Annotated in this window: 15 protein-coding genes; 11 read left to right on the forward strand and 4 right to left on the reverse strand. The window is 34.6% G+C overall.

Translation table 11 applies throughout. The annotated features are described in order from the left end of the window. Nucleotides 1-272 precede the first annotated feature (272 nt). Together ACP7AV_RS15675 and purL are read left to right on the forward strand one after the other, a co-directional pair. Nucleotides 273-884, forward strand: coding sequence for a hypothetical protein (locus ACP7AV_RS15675; RefSeq protein WP_426092746.1), 612 nt, complete (start codon nt 273-275; stop codon nt 882-884). A gap of 233 nt (nt 885-1117) precedes the next feature. Further along, entirely contained in the window at nt 1118-4771 is a 3654-nt protein-coding gene (purL, locus tag ACP7AV_RS15680; RefSeq protein WP_426092747.1) for a phosphoribosylformylglycinamidine synthase, read from the forward strand. 1090 nt (nt 4772-5861) lie between these two features. Here the strand turns inward: purL and ACP7AV_RS15685 are convergent. Both ACP7AV_RS15685 and ACP7AV_RS15690 read right to left on the reverse strand, forming a co-directional pair. Then, nucleotides 5862-7691, reverse strand: coding sequence for an adenylate/guanylate cyclase domain-containing protein (locus tag ACP7AV_RS15685; protein WP_426092748.1), 1830 nt, complete (start codon nt 7689-7691; stop codon nt 5862-5864). After that, on the reverse strand, nt 7691-8134 hold the full coding sequence (locus tag ACP7AV_RS15690; RefSeq protein WP_426065281.1) for a hypothetical protein: 444 nt from the start codon (nt 8132-8134) through the stop codon (nt 7691-7693). Before ACP7AV_RS15690 ends, ACP7AV_RS15685 begins: the two co-directional genes overlap by 1 nt. A gap of 175 nt (nt 8135-8309) precedes the next feature. On the opposite strand from ACP7AV_RS15690, the gene ACP7AV_RS15695 reads away from it, so the two are divergent. The 3 genes from ACP7AV_RS15695 to ACP7AV_RS15705 all read left to right on the forward strand — a co-directional run bounded on the left by ACP7AV_RS15695 (nt 8310) and on the right by ACP7AV_RS15705 (nt 10395). Then, nucleotides 8310-9197, forward strand: coding sequence for a YitT family protein (locus ACP7AV_RS15695; RefSeq protein ID WP_426065280.1), 888 nt, complete (start codon nt 8310-8312; stop codon nt 9195-9197). A gap of 85 nt (nt 9198-9282) precedes the next feature. Continuing rightward, the gene (locus ACP7AV_RS15700) at nt 9283-9891 is read left to right on the forward strand and encodes an HD domain-containing protein (protein ID WP_426092749.1); all 609 of its coding nucleotides are present in this window, start codon (nt 9283-9285) and stop codon (nt 9889-9891) included. 24 nt (nt 9892-9915) lie between these two features. Further along, a complete protein-coding gene (locus ACP7AV_RS15705) occupies nt 9916-10395 on the forward strand; it encodes a GNAT family N-acetyltransferase (RefSeq protein WP_426092750.1) in 480 nt (159 codons plus the stop codon). A 242-nt stretch (nt 10396-10637) separates the two neighbouring features. Here the strand turns inward: ACP7AV_RS15705 and ACP7AV_RS15710 are convergent, their stop codons facing one another. After that, nucleotides 10638-10817: a hypothetical protein gene (locus ACP7AV_RS15710; RefSeq protein WP_426092751.1), complete on the reverse strand. Its 180-nt coding sequence runs from the start codon at nt 10815-10817 to the stop codon at nt 10638-10640. A 464-nt stretch (nt 10818-11281) separates the two neighbouring features. Between ACP7AV_RS15710 and ACP7AV_RS15715 the strand changes: the two genes are divergently transcribed. From ACP7AV_RS15715 to ACP7AV_RS15725, 3 genes are all read left to right on the forward strand, one after another. Further along, nucleotides 11282-13057: an AMP-dependent synthetase/ligase gene (locus ACP7AV_RS15715; RefSeq protein WP_426092752.1), complete on the forward strand. Its 1776-nt coding sequence runs from the start codon at nt 11282-11284 to the stop codon at nt 13055-13057. A gap of 20 nt (nt 13058-13077) precedes the next feature. Further along, complete coding sequence (locus tag ACP7AV_RS15720; RefSeq protein ID WP_426092753.1) at nt 13078-14130, forward strand: proline iminopeptidase-family hydrolase; 1053 nt, start codon at nt 13078-13080, stop codon at nt 14128-14130. A 338-nt stretch (nt 14131-14468) separates the two neighbouring features. Next, a complete protein-coding gene (locus ACP7AV_RS15725; RefSeq protein WP_426092754.1) occupies nt 14469-15494 on the forward strand; it encodes an AAA family ATPase in 1026 nt (341 codons plus the stop codon). Here ACP7AV_RS15725 and ACP7AV_RS15730 read toward each other — a convergent pair. Continuing rightward, nucleotides 15491-17974, reverse strand: a complete 2484-nt coding sequence (locus tag ACP7AV_RS15730) for a S8 family peptidase (protein ID WP_426092755.1) — start codon at nt 17972-17974, stop codon at nt 15491-15493. The two genes, ACP7AV_RS15725 and ACP7AV_RS15730, sit on opposite strands and share 4 nt — an antisense overlap. Nucleotides 17975-18342: 368 nt before the next feature. On the opposite strand from ACP7AV_RS15730, the gene ACP7AV_RS15735 reads away from it, so the two are divergent. The 3 genes from ACP7AV_RS15735 (at nt 18343) to ACP7AV_RS15745 (ending at nt 22573) form a co-directional block, all read left to right on the forward strand. After that, the gene (locus tag ACP7AV_RS15735; protein WP_426092756.1) at nt 18343-18834 is read left to right on the forward strand and encodes a MarR family winged helix-turn-helix transcriptional regulator; all 492 of its coding nucleotides are present in this window, start codon (nt 18343-18345) and stop codon (nt 18832-18834) included. 86 nt (nt 18835-18920) lie between these two features. Next, nucleotides 18921-21311, forward strand: a complete 2391-nt coding sequence (locus tag ACP7AV_RS15740) for a 3-hydroxyacyl-CoA dehydrogenase NAD-binding domain-containing protein (RefSeq protein ID WP_426092757.1) — start codon at nt 18921-18923, stop codon at nt 21309-21311. Between the two features lie 80 nt (nt 21312-21391). Beyond that, nucleotides 21392-22573 (forward strand): acetyl-CoA C-acyltransferase, encoded by a 1182-nt coding sequence (locus ACP7AV_RS15745; protein ID WP_426092759.1) that lies wholly within the window; start codon nt 21392-21394, stop codon nt 22571-22573. The last annotated feature ends 7 nt before the right edge of the window (nt 22574-22580 follow it).

Here is a 22580-nt window from a genome sequence, read left to right on the forward strand (position 1 = left end):
TTAATTTTTTAACCACATAGAAAAATAGATTTTAAAATTATCTAAGGCGTTTCACTTTTTTAGAGAAAATCATTGCTATGCGAATCCAAAAATTGGGCTGTCCAACTCTTTTTTCTATGTTTCTATGTGGTTCAATTTTTTTATTTACAGTTAATTGAAATTTTCAATAATTACACCCAACGGGTACTTCCTTCTCTTTTATTATAAAAGCTAAAGTTGTCGCCGGAACTATCCCTCTAGAAAGTAACACAGTAAATTTAACAACTTCTGCAGTGGGCGGTTCAACTGTAACGGATTTGTTGTTTTCTGAATTTATTGAAGGTTCCATAAACGATAAAGCGTTGGGAATTTCGAATGCAACTGGCCCAGCGATCGACTTATCAATTTATAGCATCCAAAAACAAACGAACGATTCCTCCGATCGGATTCCAGGGTTATATTTAACAGGAACTTTGAATAACGGGAGTAAATTCACTATTGTAAATAGTTTAATGGCCTCCATTTATTATCCTTTATCCTCTGCAAACCTTTTTACAGCTGAAACTGCAATGACTTTTAATGGAAATGATGCTGTAGGTTTACGCAAAAACGGAGATTTAATTGATATCACAGGAACTTTTAACGGCGGAACGGCAAACTTCGCAGCAGATCAAACCATCAGAACGAAATCTACCGTTACTTCTCCAACTACTACTTTTAATAAAACAACGCAGTGGGATTCTTACACTTCTGACACGTGTAACAATTTAGGACGTCGCATGGCCGAAAACGTGCCAAAAACCAATATTGCTTTAAATATAAATGATATCGCCCTATATCCAAATCCATCCAATGGAAATTTCTCTATCAACAATTCGAATAAAATATATGCTTTCGAAATTTAATCTATAATTGGTCAGAAAATTTTCAGCGTAGAACACAGTACCAAATTAGGAATTACTTTACCAAATAGTGTAAAACGAACGTACTTGGTTCGAGTTAGCATCGGTGCGCATTCGGTCATAAAGAAATCAATAATTAAATAATTGGGAAAGCGACAAATTTGCCGCTTTTTTTATACCCAAAATTTAATCTTAATTGACTAAATTTGCACCGCAATACAACAAACTACACAACAATGATCCATTTCTTTGAAAACCAAAGCAAAACTGTTTTTGCAGTACAAACGCAAAACGAAATTTCGGCTCAAGACATTTCAAAACTTAACTGGCTTTTTGCCGATTCAAATAAAATAGAAAAATCCGTATTGACGGATTTTTTTGTTGGTCCTCGCGCCACAATGATAACGCCCTGGAGCACTAATGCTGTGGAAATTACCCAAAACATGGGAATTTCCGGTATTATTAGAATCGAAGAATTTCATAAAGCAACAGCTGATTTTTCTGATTTTGATCCAATGCTTTCGCAAAAATACGCTGAGTTAAATCAAGATATTTTCACTATTAACGTACTTCCGGAAGCCATTTTGGATATCGACGATATTGCTGCTTACAACAAAAAAGAAGGATTGTCTTTAAGTCCGGAAGAAGTAGCATATTTGGATAATTTAGCAATTAAATTAGGACGGAAATTAACGGATTCAGAAATTTTTGGTTTCTCACAAGCCAATTCAGAGCACTGTCGTCATAAAATATTCAACGGAAAATTCATCATTGATGGTGAAGAAAAAGAGTCGTCTTTATTCAAATTAATCAAAAAAACATCACAGGAAAATCCGAATAATATTGTTTCGGCTTACAAAGACAACGTTGCTTTTGTAAAAGGGCCTCGGGTACAACAATTTGCTCCAAAAAGCGCTGATAAACCTGATTTTTACGAAATAAAAGAATTTGATTCGGTTATTTCATTAAAAGCAGAGACACATAATTTCCCGACAACCGTTGAGCCTTTCAACGGAGCTGCAACGGGTTCTGGAGGAGAAATTCGGGATCGTTTAGCAGGTGGACAAGGTTCTTTACCGATGGCGGGAACAGCAGTTTACATGACATCATATTCTCGTTTAGAAGAAAACAGACCGTGGGAAAACGGTATGACCGAAAGAAAATGGTTGTATCAAACCCCAATGGATATTTTGATCAAAGCTTCCAACGGAGCTTCTGATTTTGGAAATAAATTTGGACAACCGTTAATTACAGGTTCTATCCTGACTTTCGAACACGAAGAAGACGCTCGCAAACTAGGTTTCGACAAAGTAATTATGCAAGCGGGTGGAATTGGTTACGGAAAATTAGACCAAGCAATTAAGAAAAAACCCCAAACAGGGGATAAAATTGTTATTCTTGGTGGGGAAAATTATAGAATTGGGATGGGTGGAGCTGCCGTTTCTTCAGCAGATACGGGCGCTTTCAGTTCAGGAATTGAATTGAACGCGATCCAACGTTCGAACCCAGAAATGCAAAAACGTGCTGCCAATGCCATTCGTGGTTTGGTAGAAAGCGATATCAATCCAATTGTTTCTATTCACGATCACGGCGCTGGCGGACATTTAAACTGTCTTTCAGAATTAGTGGAAGATACTGGTGGATTAATTGATTTAGACAAATTGCCTGTGGGAGATCCTACCCTTTCGGCAAAAGAAATCATTGGTAACGAATCTCAGGAAAGAATGGGATTAGTTATTGGCAAAGAAAACATTGATTTATTGCAAAAAATTGCCGACCGAGAACGTTCTCCGATGTATCAAGTGGGAGACGTAACTGGAGATCACCGTTTTACTTTCCAATCAAAATCAACTGGTGCCAAACCAATGGATTTTGCCTTGGAAGACTTTTTTGGAAGTTCTCCAAAAGTGGTCATGACGGACAAAACAATCGAAAGAAACTATACAGATTTAGTGTACGACAAGAAAAACATCTTGACGTATCTAGAGCAAGTCCTTCAGCTGGAAGCAGTGGCTTGTAAAGACTGGTTGACCAATAAAGTGGACCGTTGTGTAGGTGGTAAAGTGGCTAAACAGCAATGCGCCGGACCTTTACAATTGCCATTGAACAATTGTGGTGTTATGGCCTTGGATTACCAGGGAATAGAGGGAGTTGCCACTTCAATAGGTCACTCTCCTATTGCAGCATTGATTGATCCCGTTGCCGGGAGCAGAACTGCGATTGCAGAAGCATTGTCTAACATCGTTTGGGCTCCAATAAAAGATGGTTTAGATGGACTTTCATTATCTGCCAACTGGATGTGGGCTTGTAAAAACGAAGGGGAAGACGCGCGTTTATATGCAGCAGTTCAAGGTTGTTCATATTTTGCAATCGAATTGGGAATCAATATTCCAACAGGAAAAGATTCACTTTCAATGAAACAGAAATATCCAAATGAAGAAGTAATCGCACCGGGAACGGTAATTATTTCAGCAGGTGGAAATTGTACCGATATTAGAAAAGTGGTAGAACCTGTTTTACAAAGAGACGGCGGTTCTATTTATTATATCAATTTGTCACAAGATGATTTTAAAGTAGGTGGTTCTTCGTTTGCGCAAACGTTGAATACTATTGGAAAAGAAGTACCAACGATTAAAGACGCTGCATTTTTCAAAAGAGCGTTCAATACAATACAAGAATTAATTTTAGACAACAATATTCTTGCAGGACACGACATTGGAAGTGGTGGATTGATTACTACTTTATTGGAAATGTGTTTTGCCGATGTTAATTTGGGAGCTACAATAGACTTCTCTGTTTTCGAAGAAAAAGACATCATCAAATACCTTTTTGCTGAAAATATCGGAATTGTTTTCCAAGCAAAATCGGATGCTGAAGTGGAATCTAAATTAAACGCCAATAACGTTTCTTATTACAAATTAGGAACAGCTACAAGTGAAGCGACTTTAGATTTTGGTCCTTATACATTAGACATCGCTAAATACAGAGATGTTTGGTACAAAACTTCGTTCTTATTAGACCAAAAACAATCGAAAAACGGAATGGCACAGGCACGTTTTGACAATTACAAAAACCAAGCGTTACAGTATACTTTTCCAACACATTTTACAGGAAAAAAACCAGTTATCGACAATTCTAAACCGCGTCCTAAAGCAGCTATTATCCGTGAAAAAGGAAGTAATTCGGAACGCGAAATGGCCAACGCGATGTACTTAGCCGGTTTTGATGTGAAAGATGTTCACATGACCGATTTGATTTCAGGTCGTGAAACTTTGGAAGACATTCAGTTTATTGGAGCTGTTGGTGGATTCTCTAATTCTGATGTTTTAGGTTCTGCCAAAGGTTGGGCCGGAGCATTTTTATACAATGAAAAAGCAAAAACAGCTTTAGATAATTTCTTTAAAAGAGACGACACTTTATCTGTTGGAATCTGTAATGGTTGCCAATTGTTCATGGAATTGGAGGTAATTAATCCGGAGCATGAAATTCACGGAAAAATGTTGCACAACGAAAGTAATAAACACGAAAGTATTTTTACATCGGTAACAGTGCAGGAAAACAATTCGGTGATGCTTTCTTCATTAGCAGGAACCACGCTTGGAGTTTGGGTTTCGCATGGTGAGGGTAAATTCAATTTGCCGATGGGCGAAGAAAACTATAATATTGTTTCTAAATATGCCTATGAAGGCTACCCTGCTGATCCAAACGGCTCTCATTTTCATGTTGCCATGCTTTGCGACAAAACAGGGCGTCATTTGGTTATGATGCCGCACATTGAGCGTTCTACGTTCCAATGGAACTGGGCACATTACCCAAAAAATAGAAATGATGAAGTTTCACCTTGGCATGAAGCTTTTGTTAATGCCAGAAAATGGATGGACAAAAAATAAGTGGAAAAATAGATTTCTCAAAAGCGTTCCTGGATAAGGAGCGCTTTTTTATTACCAAACAATCTTAAAATTTGATATAAAGGAAAAAACTGCATTGCACAGCAACAATGCGTTCACGAACTTTAAATTATAATTTTATTTTTTTTTAAATCACCTTCTACACTTCTCATTTTCAACGAAAACATCCATTTAAATCAGAGGCTTGATTAAGTACTTTGCAACGTAGATTGCTAATAATAAATTTTAAGACTATTCAAAAAAATACGAAAAGATCGAAAAAGTTGCGCCTAGTTTATACGAATAGGACAGAACTCTTTGCATACGAGCGTCAAAGGAAATAATATTGTATAAGCCATAAATACAAAACTTCGGCTCTAAGTACTAATGTAAGCTTGTATACATCAGTTTTGGAACTTACACTGTATAAGTGAACTTATATTTTACAGCATTCAAATTACCAATAGCTGTTCCGGATATGATTAAATAAATTCATTGCCAAGCTTCACCTATTTAACACTTGCACTATTTTAATTGAAAAACAATTGCTTAAATCCAATTGTGCTATCTGGTTTACCATGCTCCATGATTTATTTGCTTACAGCAGAATTACAAATACGCCATGTAAAACAACATAAATTTATTTAATGTAAATCATTACAAACATTAATAAAAACTTATGAAAAAAAAATACCACTTTTGTAATTAGTTAATTAAAACAATCGCTCAGCTGAACAAAAGAATAATTAAGTATTTAATGAGTGGGTTAAAAAAAATTGTTGACGGAATTGCTGTATGTCTTAACGTGCTTAAAATTTGCACTGTATTATTTTGCTTTTCTTATATTTTGAATTAGTAAACAAATAGTAGAACACTAACGATGAAGACAGATGCCTATTGCATTCGCTTAACTTTTAAACAACTAAAAGTTGAGCGGAGCAATTCCTTTTCCTCCATCAATGCCAAAATTTAAGAATTAATAAAAACAAAAATACCAAATACACAACTTGTGGCTGTTTTATAGTTTTTTAATTAATTTGCTAAATTCACAGCTGGTAAAAAAACTTGACAAGAGAATTATTTTTAAATTACTTTAGATTGTTTCACGCTTACAATCATCTACGAAGTACATTTTCATTATTCCTCTATTTTTTACTTCAATTTCTCCTCTATAATTACAATCAAAGGCATCTTTGATCAACTTATAGGTATTCTCAGATATATTAATTTTCCCTGGCTGTGAATTAGATTCCATGCGCGACGCTATGTTCACCGTGTCTCCCCAAATATCGTACGCAAATTTCTTAGTTCCAACTACTCCCGCCACGACCGGACCGGAATTAATTCCGATACGAATTTCATAACGGGTATCATTCAGAGGATTATTCTTTTTAGAATCCGCAACAAATTCGGCAATTTCAAATGCGGCATGCACCATTTTACATGCATGATCTGCTGTTGGAAACGGTAATCCTGACGCGCACATGTAACAATCACCAACTGTTTTGATTTTTTCTAATTTATATTTTTCCATAATTTCATCAAATTTCGAAAAATAGTAATCTACACTTTCTACTAATCTTTCTGGCGATAGCTTTTCTGCATAATTTGTAAATCCTTCGAAATCTGTAAATAATACGGTAACCGATTCAAATTTTTTGGCTTGTACTTTTCCGTTTTGTTTTAATTCATTAGCTGTTTCTTCAGGTAGAATATTAAGAAGTAGGTGATCTGATCGATTCTTTTCCTCTTTAATAATAACATTGGTTTTCTTTATAAATTTATAGCGTCTGTACATTCCAAAAGCAAGTAAAAAAACGAGTGCCGCTGAAACAGCAGAAGAAATCGCCATAATCTGACTCATTTTTTTTCCTTGGTTTAGCAAGTCGACTTCCGATTGTTTCTGAGAAACTTCATAATCTGTTCGCAAATCAGCCATTTGTTGAACTGATTTGAGGTTAGTGACACTATCCCTGTATGCAATGTGATTCTTATAATATTTAAAAGATTCAGCCGTATTTCCTGCTTTTTGATACAGTTTTGAAAGTTTAAGATTGGAATTACTGATTTGGTCTTTCAGCCCATATCTTTGGGCTAATTCCAGACTTCTGCGGGCATAGTTGAGTGCAGTAGTCCAGTCATTTTGTTTTAAATAAATATCAGACATGTAGGTCAGGTAATCTGAAATCGCATAGTAATCTTTGAGTTCTTCAAGCATTTTTATGGCTTCACTAATATACTTCTTTGCTAAAGCATCCCTTCCCTGCTCCGCATACACCATCCCTATATTTCCTAAATTGTAGGCAGTACCGCTCAAGTAATTAGCTTTTTTAAAAATCCCACCTGACTCTTTAAAATAGCGCAATGCTAAATCATATTTCTTGTTTTTTGAAAATTCGTCTCCTGCGTTGAGTAACGCCGTTGCTAAGCCAACAGGATTATCCGCTTTTCTTAATAACTTGATTGCTTCACCGTAATACTTTTGGGCATTTGTAGAATTTCCCATCACTGAATATACATCTGCAATAGAAGAATATGCGGTTCCTTGGCCAATAACGTATTGGACCTTAGTTGCTGCTTCTTCACTTTTAAAAAAAGCGTCCAACGATTTATTCAACTCTCCTGTTAGTCTGAGTTTATTCCCCTTTTGAAAATAACCCCTATGCAGGTATAAATAGTTTTTTTCTAATTTTGAAAGTGTGATAAGTTCTTCCGCATATTTTAAAGACAATTTGAGGTTGTTGACTTCATTAAAAGACAAATTCCGAAGTAATTCTAATTTTTCATAATTTGAAAGATTCCCTTTCTGATAAATTTTCACAAGGCTATCCGCGACTTTTTGCTCTTGTGCTAAAATACTCACCTGAAAAAAAAACACAAAAAGAGAAATTCTAAAAGAATATTTTAAAAAGTGTAATTCCATTATGGATTTATGGCTAATTTTGGATCAATACTAAAACTTTTTAACGAATTACCGGAATTATAAACACTAAAATTGATTGTGTAAATATCTAACTGGCCCCTCAAATTAGTATTATTTTTGACATTGGCGGATGCGTTTCCGGATCTTCCACCTGTTCCACTAATGGTAGTATTATCGAAGAAATTTACATCACTGATCTCCGATTTGTAAACAATACTGTCGATTGCCACTGAATAGGCACGATCATTTGAAACAGCAACCCACCTTACGTTATAATCGATAAACACAAATGATTTAAAATCTTCTAAAGTTCCATTTGAAGATTTTCCAGAATTATCATCCGATAATGCGCAACAGCTGTCAACTTGATTTTTCGATGGAGCATTCATTCCAAAAAGATTAGCGGTTTGCACCGTCAATGTGATAACTACAGGCTTTGCCATGATTGCTATATTTAAAGGTTAGGAAATTCTATTTTAAAAAACTATCGGTTTAAAAATGGTTGGGGAAACCAAAGAATAAAAAATGCGGTAACTATCTAATTATTAGACAAATATAATAATATATTCTCTAAAATTAAGTAGTATATTTAAAGGATTATAATTCAAATTCATGATTATGAATATTGACCAACAACCAATAGACTGGAAGGAAATATTTCATCCCAAAAATATTGTTTTAAATTTAGTGGGTGTTGCATTTATTACATTGGCACTTAAGGGATTTATGATACCCAATAAATTTTTGGATGGAGGGATTATAGGTATTTCAATATTAATTCATGAAATCACACAAATGCCATTTGGAATTCTTGTGTTAGGCCTAAATATACCCTTCTTGTTCTTAGGGAAAACACTGTTGGGAAAAACGTTTGCGATACAAAGTTTGATCACTTTTTTATTGATTGCAGCAAGTATGACTTTTATTAATATCGATGCCGTCACTACGGATCGCCTTTTAATTGCCTTATTTGGTGGTTGTCTGATTGGGATCGGGATGGGATTGTGCATTCGAAGCGGTTCAACGGCTGACGGTGTTGAAATTCTGGCTTTACTGACTACCCGAAAAATCGGGCTTAATGTATCAGAAGTAATCTTTGCGATGAATACCTTATTGTTTCTGGCGGCTGCTTGGTCTTTTGGTATCGTGACTGCATTATATTCAATAGTTACGTATTTCTCTGCCATAAAATCACTCGATTATATCGCTCACGGTTTAGAACAATACACTTCATTAAATATCATTTCATCCAAAAGTGAAGCCATTAAAACTTTAATAGTAAAAAAATTTGGAAAAGGAATTACAATAATTAAAGGAGAACGGGGTTATTTACCGCATACTTTCGATATTAAAACCGACTGCGATATCATTGTAACTATAGTTACACGGCTCGAATTACTTCGGATAAAAGATGAAATAAGAAAATTAGATCCGCATGCTTTTATGTTTATCCAGTATATCAAAGAAGCGAGCGGCGGAATTTTAAGAAACAAACAGAAACATTAATTTATAAAACAGCTATGATAGAGATTCACTACCGAAGAAACCTCTCATCGCAGTAAAATATTTCTAAATTTAAAAGCTTCTACAAATGAAAAACTGGAATCTATTGTACAATAATGTAATGGATTGTTTGAAATCGCGATTGTCTCCCTTTCTTATTTATCATGACTGGAAACATACACAGTATGTGGTAAAAATGGCAGAATATATTGCATTGCAAGAGCAAATAAATGAGGATAATATACTGCTTATAAAAACTGCCGCACTGTTTCACGATGGGGGATTTATCAATACTCGCAGTGAGAGACACGAAGAAGAAAGCATTCGTTTTGCAAAAAACAAATTACCGCAATTTGGATACACCAAAAAAGAAATTGAAATCATTGTTGGTATAATCAGAGCCACAATAATAACTCAAAAACCAAAAACTAAATTAGAGTGCATTCTTGTGGACGCTGATCTTGAATATCTGGGGACTGATCAATTTGAGCATTTAGGGAATAAACTCTATTTAGAATTGAAGCATTATAATCCAAATCTCAGCTCGGAGGAATGGAACACGATGCAAATTAATTTTCTTCAATCGCACTTTTATCACACCGCCTTTTGCATTCAAAATAGAGCCGAAGTAAAAGAAAAGAATTTGAAGGGTTTGATTGAGCGACAAAAAAGTATATCAAGACAAAAATCAAGCTGATTTTTAGTTAACCTATTTTAAAACATGGCTAAAAGCAATTTTGAACGGATGTTACAACTGGCTGATGAAGTTTTTGCTGTTAAAAATGATCCAGCCCAACTTGATATAAATCAGGAAGTGCTCGAGCGATTAATGAGAATACATCCCGCGACAGTTCAAGAATATAATTATGGGAATGGTCCTGTAGCTTGGGTTTTACTAATTCCTACCACGCTGGAAATAATGCAACAGTTCCTGGATGATACGATATCGGAAAAAGAACTCTTCGATCAGACACCATTAGCTACAAAATACGAAGCACTATATCTTTGTTCCGCTTTGGTTTTACAAGAATACAGAAGAAAAGGAATTGCAAAGCAATTGACATTACAAGCAATTGAAAGCATAGGAAAAGACCATCCTTTAAAAGCGTTATTTGTGTGGACCTTCAGTAAAGAAGGGGATTTAGGTGCCGAAGCGCTGGCCCGTAGCACTGCACTGACAGTACACAAACGATCAAAATAATGAAAAGTTGTGTCAAAACTCGTTGTTTAGTCATAAAAAAAAGACAACGCCTATCTTATAAAATCGATATAAAAGCCATTTGGAATAATTTAGTTAGCTGGAAAATTTACTTCCGGTAGTAACAACAAAATCAAAAGCCGAAACAAACTGTTTCGGCTTTGTGATTTATTAAGAATGAGTTTTTAATATGTAGCCATTATTTTTCCATAAGTTTTCACTGAAGTAGGCAGTTTCATCAACAATCAATCCTGATCATTGAAAATGTTAATAAAAAGTATCGGCATTACTATTTTTTTACTATCCGATTTTCTTTCCATATTTAAATTCCACCACGATTGTACTACTTTTTGATCTTCCATTTTATAGTTTAAATAATCAGGGTAGCCAACCACATCAATACTTGTGATATCAAATTGCGCCATTAATTTTTTATCGTTAGCTTTCGTCTCATCTAAATTCTAGCTCTTTTGAACTGAAAACATATTAATAGTGCCATTCGCTTTTTTTTGCTCGTAAGTGATGAAAGTAAAAACAACCACCACAATTAGTAATGCTTTTTTCATTTTTAATACTGTTTTACGTTAATACTGCTTTAAATTTAAATTATTGATAATGAATTATATAAAAAGTTAATTTTATTTAAATAAATTACAATACTATCTGATAAAATGATTGAGAAATTATTTTTAAAAAAAACAGGAATTATCATGATAAGAAATTACTGTGGGTGCCTTCTATTGTTGTTTTTTATTAATAAATTTTAGTCGAAAACCCTGTTTAAAGAAATCGATTTCGGCAAACCGCTTAATTTTTACAATTAATTTTTGAAAAACAAAATTTATCGCTAATTTTTTTTTAATTTGCGAGCAAATCCAATATTTCCATAATGATAAATATCACCCGCCTCTTTGATTTTCCCTATTATCAGCAAGAAAAATACAATTCCATTCCGGATGCTTTAGTAAGCAAACAGAACGGTGTCTGGATAAAAACATCGACCCAAGAATATATAGCCAAAGCGAACGCCATATCTAGAGCATTACTTCGATTGGGTATTCAAAAAGACGATAAAATTGCCATCATTTCGTCTAATAATAGAACCGAATGGAATGTTATGGACATCGGTATACTGCAAACCGGAGCACAGACTGTTCCCATTTACCCAACTATTTCCGAAGAAGATTACGAATATATCCTGAACCATTCCGGTTCCATTTATTGTTTCGTTTCGGATGCCGAAGTACTTCGAAAAGTAAACCTAATCAAACACAAAGTCACTACGCTAAAAGAAGTATACTCTTTCAACGAAATAGAAGGCTGCACCAACTGGAATGATTTATTGGTTCTTGGTGTAGACACCGGAAACCAAGATGAGGTGGAACAACGTAAAAACAACGTAAAAACCGAAGATTTAGCAACTATTATTTATACTTCCGGAACAACAGGTAGACCAAAAGGCGTTATGCTTTCGCACAAAAACATTGTATCGAATGTATTGGACAGCGCTCCGAGAATTCCTTTTCTAGCAGGAAAAAGCCGTGCTTTAAGTTTCCTACCTATCTGTCATATTTTTGAGAGAATGATTTTGTATTTATACCAATATTATGGTGTTTCGATTTATTTTGGAGAATCCATTGAAAAAATCAGTGATAACATTAAGGAAGTTAAACCAACTGTAATCACAGCCGTTCCGCGACTTCTGGAGAAAGTATATGATAAAATCTACGCCAAAGGAACAGAATTAACCGGCATCAAAAAGAAATTATTCTTTTGGGCAATTGACTTAGGTTTAATTTATGAGCCGTATGGCAAAAATGGATTTTGGTATGAGTTCCAACTTAAAATTGCCCGCAAACTGATTTTCAGCAAATGGAAAGAAGGTTTGGGTGGAAATTTAGATTTAATGGTTTCTGGAAGCGCTGCTTTGCAACCGCGATTAGCCCGAATTTTTGCCGCTGCTGAAATCCCGGTTATGGAAGGATATGGATTGACTGAAACCTCTCCGGTAATCTCCGTAAATGACATTAGAAATGGTGGTTTTAGAGTGGGAACTGTAGGTAAAGTAATCGACAATGTGCAAGTTATTATTGCCGAGGACGGTGAAATCCTTTGCAAAGGACCTAACGTAATGCTGGGTTATTACAAAGACGAAAAATTAACAAACGAAGTAATTACAAACGGGTTTTTCCACACGGGAGATATTGGGATTTTTGACGAAGACGGATTCTTGAAAATCACCGATAGAAAGAAAGAAATGTTTAAAACCTCCGGAGGAAAATATATAGCACCACAATTAATCGAAAATACAATGAAACAATCGCGTTTCATTGAACAAATCATGGTTATTGGCGACGGACAAAAAATGCCGGCAGCCTTTATTCAGCCAAGTTTTGACTTTATTAAAGAATGGGCCATTATTCACGGAATCGACATTGGAAAAAGCAATGAAGAAATAATAGCCAACGAAAAAGTAATCGAAAGAATTCAGGTGGAAATTGACAACCTGAATGAAAAATTCGGAAATTGGGAAAAGATAAAACGTTTTGAGCTCACACCAGATTTATGGTCTGTGGAAGGCGGACAGTTAACGCCTACATTGAAACTGAAACGAAAAATAGTAATGGAAAAATACATTGATTTATTCCATAAAATATACAACTAGCCGTTATAAAACCGATCGTTATGAAACTAAAAGTCTTGATTTGCTCCGTTATTAGTGTATTCATTTTTTCTAATTGTCAGGAAAAATCAAAGGAAGATTCCGTAAAAGCAAATTATTTAGACTTTTCTAAACGGGACGACCAACTCACTGGCGGCATCAAAATGATTCCGATAAAAACGCCAAAAGGCACGTTTAAAGTTTGGACCAAACGAGTGGGCAACAATCCTAAAATTAAAGTGTTGTTGCTGCACGGCGGTCCCGGTTTGACACATGAATTATACGAGGCATTTGACGGTTATTTCCCCAACGAAAGTATCGAATACATTTATTACGACCAGTTAGGATCCTATTACAGCGACCAACCCAATGACAACAGTCTGTGGACTAACGATCGTTTTGTTGAGGAAGTCGAGCAAGTACGCATCGCGTTAGGATTGGACAGTTCCAATTTTTATCTGATGGGACAATCCTGGGGTGGAATACTAGCAATGGAATACGCTTTGAAATATCAAAAAAACCTGAAAGGCTTGATTATCTCGAATATGATGGCCAGCGCACCTGCTTACAACAAATATGCAGAAGAAGTACTGGGTCCAAAACTTCCAAAAGCAGTTTTTGATCAAATAAAAACATTTGAAAAAAACAAAGATTACACCAATCCAAAATACACCGAACTGCTTTTTAAATATTATTACACGGAACACATTTTAAGAATGCCTGTTGATCAATGGCCAGAATCCATAAACAGAACTTTCAAACACATCAACCCAAATGTGTATGTTTATATGCAAGGGCCAAGTGAATTTGGAATTACAGGAAATGCTTCTTTAAAGAATTGGGATGTCACCGCCAGACTCAAAACAATTAGCGTTCCCACTCTGGTTATTGGCGCCAAATATGACACTATGGATCCCAAACACATGGAATGGATGTCTAAAGAAGTACAAAACGGAAGTTTCTTATTTTGCCCTAACGGAAGCCATCTATCACAATACGATGACCCCAAAACCTATTTTCCGGGCGTGATTAAGTTCTTGAAAGATGTGGATAATGGGGAGTTTAGGAAGGGTTAGAAAAAATATTTAGTATAAAAAAAACCACGAATTAATTTTCGTGGTTTTTTTGGTTTTTAAAGGAAAACGTCAAAACAGTAGCTAATCTGCCTGCTATCTTAAACCCGCATTTAATTCAGTTTAGAAATTATTTGTCCAACTTAATAGTTGTGCAAAATGGTTAAGGATTGCCAACTTGATCTTTTTTTGGGATTTAAGTAATTATAATAACACCTTAAAGCAGTTAAAAAAAGAATAATTTAGAAATATATAAATTTTCATTTTTAGTTTGAATAACAAATAATTAAGCATATCATCAGTTACAAAAGCATATAATTATTACTATATTTGTCAAGTATATGAGCCAATTTGATTACATAAAAGATATTGCAAAGTATGGTCTTGAAAATGACCAAGATAAATTATTGACTGTACTTAATGAATTAATTGAACATTCAAAAAATACTAAAAAATTAAACTTTGCTATTCAACTTCAATCTATATTAAAAGATTCAATTCGATTACAAAAGAATGATAACTTAACAAAAGTTGGTTCAGATTCTTATTTTAATAGAATAGAGGATAAAGAGGTCGGAGATCTAATTTTAGAAAAACTAACATCCGATTATAGACTAAATAATATTATAGCAGATAAAGATGTCATTGAGAACTTAAACCACTTCATTGAAGAACACCATAAATCAGAAGTTTTACGAAAATTTGGTTTACCTGTAGCTAATAAACTATTATTACATGGTCCTTCAGGTTGTGGAAAAACATTAGCTTCATACGTAGTTGCAGGAGAACTTGATAAGATGATGGTTGTAGTCAATCTCGGTGCAATTGTTTCATCTAAACTAGGAGAAACAAGTAAAAATTTATCTAAAATATTCCGCAAAGCTGCATCTGAAGATTGTATCATTTTTATTGATGAATTTGACTCTTTAGGAAAAATTAGAGACTACAGTCAGGATCACGGTGAAATGAAAAGAGTTGTAAACACAATTTTACAATTGTTTGATTATTTACCTCAAAGCAGTATTGTAATTGCTGCGACTAATCAAAAAGAAATGCTAGATGATGCTTTATTAAGAAGATTTGACTTTTCAATTGGATTTAATTTACCTAAAGAAAAAGAAATAAAGGAGTTAATTTCTTTAACATTAAAGAATGGTAATTTTACTTTTGACAATAAGACTAAAGCAAATACTATAATAAAAAAATCACTTGGGCTTTCTTATTACAGTATTCAAAAAACTTTAGTTACTGCAATCAAAAGAAGTCTTTTTGCAATAGAAAATCCTGAATTAACTTTAAATGCAAAAATTAATACTTCTGTTTGGCAAAATTTAATTGAAATCGAGAAAAAATCAATGAGCATTTAATTTTCTGCTTCAAGTTCTGTATTTAAATTACTATCTATTTCAAGGAAGTTATTTATTTCAAGCATTTCTGAATATAAATTACTCCCGTTTTCATTACTTAAAATTTCTGTTATCTTAATCACTATAGAAAAAGGATGACTAGAATTTTTAAATTTTTCAAAATGTTCTTTTTTTGCTAAACATCTTACTGCTATGGCTAAAGAGTCATCAATTTTATCATAATCGTTTGGTTGTAATTTATATGTCATAAATTGAGCATTAGAAATAAGCCGTGTGTCAATTCCAAAATGATCTTCGCTCCAAGGAAAATTCTTTATTCCATAAGCTACCTTTTCTTGTGGTGTATCAGCATTTTTTTTAGCGACTCCGAAAGCAATATCCTCAATATCTTTATTTTGAACTATATTAAAGGAAATGTGTAATGGAAGATAATCCAACTGGTTGTCCTTAATTGGCATGAAACTAAAACAAAGAGAAATATCAAACTGTAACTTATTACCACTTTTTTTAAGATATTTAGGTAGTTCAATCGGGATTTTCATAATCTCTCCCACATTAATATTATCTTCAATAATAAATGTTATTGAATTATCATAATTTAAAATAAGTTCCTCTTTACTAGGTTTTCCAAAACCAATTAAACTTTTTAATAAAGAATCAGGTTTGTTTTTAAAATGTGGAAGTTTACTTTTAGTTACATATTTTGCAGAATTTACTAAAAGAGCCTTAACCGTTTGAGTTCTCAATTTTGGATAAGAATTTAAAATTTCAGCTGCGTAAGATGTTACTAAAGGTGTCGCTAAACTTGTGCCACAAGTTTTTCCAAAAAATTTATCTCTTGAGACAAATGCAGACCGAAGGATTTCTATACCTGCCTTTTCATCAAATAAATCGCCTCCTTCAAAAACAAAATCTGGTTTATTCAAGTGCTTATTTTTCTGTTTTATCTTTTGAGTATTTATCTTTTGACTTAAATCATAATGAAATTTTCTACTATAATAAGCTGGATATAGAGCATTTGGTGTTACATCTGAACAATCGTTTTTTTCTAAATTACCTGCTAAAGCACCAACAGATATATTATTTAATGATTCTGAAGGAACGCAAATATTTGTATTTTCACATTTATGAATATCTGTAGATGAATTTAATTTATAAAAAAAATCTGGGTATTCATGGTCTAGATGTGGCTCTTCTATTACTAATTCTTTTAAACCGATATCATTAAAATTTCCAACTGAAATAAAAACTAAAAGATCTTCTTCAAAGGCTAATTTATCTAATTCATATGCAAATTGACTATATGTTTCATTATATTTTTTTGCATTAGGTATGACAAGGGACATATTAAAAATCCTTATCCCATATTGCCGTTTAGCAAATCGTATATCAGCCAACAACCTAGGAATATCTAAAGAATCATTATCTTGCTGCAAAACTTTAATTACAAATATTTTTGCTTTTGAATAATATTTTGATTTGACATCTTTATAAAAATCATCACCTAAAGCTACAAGTCCTGCTACCAAAGTACCATGACCTACTTCATCCCAAAAAGCAGTTGAAGCTGTATGATCAATACTCTCTTCTAAAATAATTGACCTTAAAGGTTCTATTTTTTCAACTCCTGTATCAATAACTCCAACAATTGTAATATTCTCTTCGACCTCAACTTCAAATCCATATTCACGAATTGGGCCTAAATATCCTGGTCTAATCTTTTCGACTCTTGAACTAACAATACCTTGCACAATATCAAAATTATCAGCAATAAACTCTGTATTGTTCCACGGGATATCTTTTATTTCGATAATATCAGGAGAGTTTTCAGAATACGAAAAAATCAAATTATTTTCACTCAAAAATCCAAATAAAGTATCCTTTTGAAGATTGTAAACTTTTTTTGAAGATGATATTAAATTTATCATAACATTTTCTTCATTCAAATTGTCTAAACGAGCCTTAGTATCTATAAATTCAAATTCATAAATCAATGCAATTAAACTATATTCTTTATTTTGATAACTAGTACCATTAGAACTTTCAATTATAATTTTTAAATGTCTTTTAAAGACTTCAAATAAGTTATTATCTACAATTTCAAAAACAACTGTTTTGTTAAAATCCTTATATTCTATTGGGAAAAGCCCATATCTCCTATAAAATTCTTCTTTAAGTTTTAATTTATAATTGCCACTTGCTTCGTTATTAAAGATATTATAAAATTTAATTTTAATTAAATCAATGTAACTAGGAAATTCAATTGTTCTATTCTCATTTCTACTTTTTCTTTTACTAAAAAAAACTGCATTGAATGATCGTAACCTTTCTTTTTGAAATTCTTGAATAATCTTTGGTTCATTTGACTCTACACTTTCAATATTTTCATTTTGAACTTTTTTATCCCCACCAACATTTCTTTGTCTATTAAACTTTGGAGAATCCGATTTATCGTTATTAAGGAAAACATGTCTATTCATAATTGGTCGTACTTTCCCTCAAATATAACTATAATAAACTACTTACAATTACGTAAATCCATAATCCCACTAATTAAACTAAAATCCCCAATCATTCTCCTTAGCAGGATTCGCGTAAGGGATGGAAGTGGCATCCTTTTATAAATTCCTAATCCCGAAGCGTCGGGAATGGGAATTTATAAAAGATACAACGAACAGCCCGACCCGCAGGGATACGCCCAAAACAATTAATTACTCTTAAAAAACGGTATAATCTCCTCTATTTCAGCGGGGATTTTTTATATTTAATGCTTTTTAACAAAAAAATATTTTAATATATTATGCATGCATAGTATTTTTTATTATATTTGAAATCGATATAGTTACTTATGAAAGATAAAACGATAGATTATATTTTACGTGCCACCTGGCAAGCAGTGGCCAGAATGTATAATGAAGAAGCGTCGAAATACGATGCGAGCATGGCTACTGGTTTCGCTTTATTGAGTATTGATAAGGAAGGTGGAACGCCATCGACCTCTTTAGGTCCAAAAATGGGAATGGAAGCTACCAGCCTAACCAGAACCTTGAAATCTATGGAGGAAAAAGGCTTAATCATCCGAAAGAAAAATCCCGAAGATGGTCGTGGTGTATTGATTTACCTGACGGATTTTGGTAAGGAAAAAAGAGAATTGTCAAAAAATACGGTTTTGAAATTCAATGAAACAGTGAAACAAACTATTTCGGCAGAGAAACTGCAGCACTTTATAGAGGTTGCGGAAACGATTAACGAATTAATTCAAGATAAGAATATATTTAATCACGCGAGCGTCAGCGAACTGGCGGAGCAAACTGAAAAAACAAATACGAACGAAGTTTGAAATAAGCATAATCAACAATTAGTCCTAAAAACTGATTGCGACAATGCGAATTACATTGGCTCAATAAAAAACAAATATTATTTTATATGAAACGCACAATTAAAAAAGTTGCAGTAATTGGATCCGGAATTATGGGTTCAGGAATTGCCTGTCATTTTGCTAACATTGGAGTTGAAGTCTTACTGTTGGACATTGTTCCAAGAGAACTTACCGACGCAGAAGCCAAAAAAGGACTTACTTTAGAAAGCAAAATTGTAAGAAACCGATTAGTGAACGAGCATTTGGCTAACTCATTAAAATCGAAGCCCTCTCCTATCTACAATCAGAAATTTGCCAGCAGAATTTCCACTGGAAATACAACTGATGACATGACGAAAATCGCTACTGCCGATTGGATTATTGAGGTTGTGGTGGAACGTTTGGATATCAAAAAAATGGTTTTTGAACAAATAGAAAAATTTAGGAAACCAGGAACTTTAGTAACCTCCAACACGTCTGGAATTCCAATTCATTTTATGAGTGAAGGACGAAGCGAGGATTTTCAAAAGCATTTCTGTGGAACACACTTTTTTAACCCTGCGCGTTACTTAAAATTATTCGAAATCATTCCTGGCCCGCAAACGGCAACGGAAGTTTTAGATTTCCTTACGGATTACGGTTCTAAATTCCTGGGAAAAACTTCGGTCGTGGCCAAAGATACTCCAGCATTTATTGGGAACCGCATTGGGATTTATGGTATTCAAAGTTTGTTTCATCTGGTTAAAGAAATGGGGCTAACGATTGAAGAGGTCGATAAATTGACTGGTCCGGTTATTGGAAGACCAAAATCGGCTACTTTTAGAACGGTAGATGTTGTTGGACTAGATACTTTGGTGCATGTTGCCAACGGAATCTATGAAAACTGCCCGAATGACGAGCAACACGAGTTGTTCAAGCTTCCTGATTTCGTCAACAAAATGATGGAAAACAAATGGTTGGGCAGCAAAACTGGTCAAGGTTTTTATAAAAAAGTAGACAAGGATATTTTGTCTTTGGATTTAGACACTTTAGAATACCGTCCGGCTAAAAGAGCTTCTTTTGCAACTTTGGAACTGACAAAAACGATTGATAAACCTATTGACCGTTTTAAAGTTCTGGTAAAAGGAAAAGACAAAGCGGGAGAATTCTACAGAAAAAGTTTTGCTGGAATGTTTGCTTATGTTTCGAACAGAATTCCTGAAATCTCAGATGAATTATATAAAATTGACGATGCGATGAAAGCCGGTTTCGGTTGGGAAAATGGTCCATTCGAAATTTGGGATGCCATAGGTGTCGAAAAAGGAATCGAAATTATGAAAGCGGAAGGTCTTGAACCGGCTGCTTGGGTAAATGAAATGTTGGCTTCCGGAAGTTCTAGTTTTTATTCTATTAAAGAAGGCGCCACTTTTTTCTACAATATCCCAACAAAATCACAAGTTAAAGTTCCGGGTCAGGATGCCTTTATTATCCTGAACAACATACGCGAAAGCAAAAAAGTGTGGAGCAACAGCGGTGCAATTATACAAGACTTGGGAGACGGAATCCTGAATTTAGAATTCCAATCTAAAATGAATACAATCGGTGGTGATGTTTTGACCGCTATCAATAAAGCAATTGATTTATCTGAAAAAGAATATCAGGGTTTGGTAATTGGAAATCAAGCAGCAAATTTCTCTGTTGGTGCTAATATTGGAATGATTTTTATGATGGCGGTTGAGCAAGAGTATGATGAGTTGAATATGGCTATCAAAATGTTCCAAGACACGATGATGCGCGTAAGATACTCTGGAATTCCAGTTGTGGTTGCGCCACACGGAATGACTTTTGGCGGTGGTTGCGAAATGAGTTTGCATGCCGATAAAGTAGTTGCGGCAGCGGAAACGTATATGGGATTAGTGGAATTTGGTGTTGGAGTAATTCCCGGTGGTGGCGGATCGAAAGAAATGGCATTGCGTGCAGCAGATTTATTCCATAAAAATGATGTGGAATTGAATGTATTGCAAGAATATTTCTTAACTATCGCTATGGCAAAAGTGTCCACTTCTGGATACGAAGCTTTTGATACCGGACTATTACAACAAGGGAAAGATATTATTGTAGTGAATAAAGACCGTCAGATTGCCGAAGCAAAAAAACACGCACTACTGATGGCCGAAGCAGGTTACACACAACCAATTCGCAGAAGCGATGTAAAAGTTCTTGGAAAACAAGCGTTGGGAATGTTCTTAGTGGGAACTGATCAAATGGAAGCCGGAAAATACATCTCGGAACACGACAAAAAAATCGCTAACAAACTGGCTTATGTTATGGCTGGTGGTGATTTGTCCGAACCAACTTTAGTAACCGAACAATATTTATTGGATTTGGAACGTGAAGCTTTCTTGTCACTTTGTACAGAAAGAAAAACATTGGAGAGAATCCAATTTATGTTAACCAAAGGGAAACCGTTGAGAAATTAATTTTAAAGTAAAAATTAGGAATTATAAATTAGGAATGAGCTTCATCTAAAGTTTATAATTCAAAATTCAAAATAATAGTTATGAAAACAGCCTATATAGTAAAAGCATACAGAACAGCCGTGGGGAAAGCCCCAAAAGGTGTGTTTAGATTTAAACGTCCTGATGAATTGGCAGCAGAAACGATTCAGTTTATGATGAATGAGTTGCCTGATTTCGACAAAAAGCGTATTGACGACGTGATGGTAGGAAATGCGATGCCGGAAGCGGAACAAGGATTAAACGTGGGACGATTGATCTCTTTGATGGGATTAAAAATCGAAGACGTCCCGGGTGTTACTGTTAACCGTTATTGCGCGTCAGGATTAGAGACAATCGGGATGGCTACAGCCAAAATCCAGTCTGGAATGGCAGATTGTATTATTGCTGGTGGTGCTGAAAGCATGAGTTTTATTCCGATGGGAGGCTACAAACCGACTCCGGATTATGCTGTTGCAAAAGCTGGAAACGAAGATTACTATTGGGGAATGGGATTAACTGCAGAAGCGGTTGCCAAACAATATAATGTATCTCGTGCCGACCAAGATGAGTTTGCTTATAACTCACACATGAAAGCCCTGAAAGCGCAAGCCGACGGCAAATTTGACAAACAAATTGTTCCTATCACGGTAGAACAAACATTTATCAACGAAAACGGTAAAAAAGAAACAAAATCCTATATAGTAAATAAAGACGAAGGTCCCAGAGCAGGAACTTCTGTAGAAGCTTTGGCAGGTTTAAAACCAGTTTTTGAAGCTAATGGAAGTGTAACTGCTGGAAACTCTTCTCAAATGAGTGATGGAGCAGCATTTGTTCTAATCATGAGCGAAGAAATGGTAAAAGAATTGAACCTTACTCCTATCGCCCGTTTGGTAAACTTCGCTTCGGCTGGAGTGGAACCAAGAATCATGGGAATTGGACCTGTAAAAGCGATTCCAAAAGCATTGAAACAAGCCGGATTAACATTGAATGATATTGATTTAATCGAATTGAATGAAGCTTTTGCATCACAAGCATTGGCCGTAACGAGAGAACTAAACCTAAACCCGGATATTATCAATGTCAATGGTGGGGCGATCGCATTAGGACACCCACTAGGTTGTACCGGAGCAAAATTGTCTGTTCAATTATTTGATGAGATGCAACGCAGAGGCAGCAAATACGGAATTGTGAGTATGTGCGTTGGAACTGGACAAGGAAGTGCGGGGATTTATGAGCTGCTGTAATTTTATT

This window comes from Flavobacterium sp. DSR3-2, from assembly GCF_049896525.1.
Taxonomy (GTDB): domain Bacteria; phylum Bacteroidota; class Bacteroidia; order Flavobacteriales; family Flavobacteriaceae; genus Flavobacterium.

Excerpts from the sequence above, each read along its gene's own strand:
- ACP7AV_RS15720 (WP_426092753.1), top strand. The coding sequence starts at position 13,078 with ATGAAACTAAAAGTCTTGATTTGCTCCGTTATTAGTGTATTCATTTTT.
- ACP7AV_RS15725 (WP_426092754.1), top strand. The coding sequence starts at position 14,469 with ATGAGCCAATTTGATTACATAAAAGATATTGCAAAGTATGGTCTTGAA.
- ACP7AV_RS15700 (WP_426092749.1), top strand. The coding sequence starts at position 9,283 with ATGAAAAACTGGAATCTATTGTACAATAATGTAATGGATTGTTTGAAA.
- purL (WP_426092747.1), top strand. The coding sequence starts at position 1,118 with ATGATCCATTTCTTTGAAAACCAAAGCAAAACTGTTTTTGCAGTACAA.
- ACP7AV_RS15695 (WP_426065280.1), top strand. The coding sequence starts at position 8,310 with ATGAATATTGACCAACAACCAATAGACTGGAAGGAAATATTTCATCCC.
- ACP7AV_RS15735 (WP_426092756.1), top strand. The coding sequence starts at position 18,343 with ATGAAAGATAAAACGATAGATTATATTTTACGTGCCACCTGGCAAGCA.
- ACP7AV_RS15705 (WP_426092750.1), top strand. The coding sequence starts at position 9,916 with ATGGCTAAAAGCAATTTTGAACGGATGTTACAACTGGCTGATGAAGTT.
- ACP7AV_RS15690 (WP_426065281.1), bottom strand. The coding sequence starts at position 8,134 with ATGGCAAAGCCTGTAGTTATCACATTGACGGTGCAAACCGCTAATCTT.
- ACP7AV_RS15740 (WP_426092757.1), top strand. The coding sequence starts at position 18,921 with ATGAAACGCACAATTAAAAAAGTTGCAGTAATTGGATCCGGAATTATG.
- ACP7AV_RS15730 (WP_426092755.1), bottom strand. The coding sequence starts at position 17,974 with ATGAATAGACATGTTTTCCTTAATAACGATAAATCGGATTCTCCAAAG.
- ACP7AV_RS15685 (WP_426092748.1), bottom strand. The coding sequence starts at position 7,691 with ATGGAATTACACTTTTTAAAATATTCTTTTAGAATTTCTCTTTTTGTG.
- ACP7AV_RS15710 (WP_426092751.1), bottom strand. The coding sequence starts at position 10,817 with ATGGCGCAATTTGATATCACAAGTATTGATGTGGTTGGCTACCCTGAT.
- ACP7AV_RS15745 (WP_426092759.1), top strand. The coding sequence starts at position 21,392 with ATGAAAACAGCCTATATAGTAAAAGCATACAGAACAGCCGTGGGGAAA.
- ACP7AV_RS15715 (WP_426092752.1), top strand. The coding sequence starts at position 11,282 with ATGATAAATATCACCCGCCTCTTTGATTTTCCCTATTATCAGCAAGAA.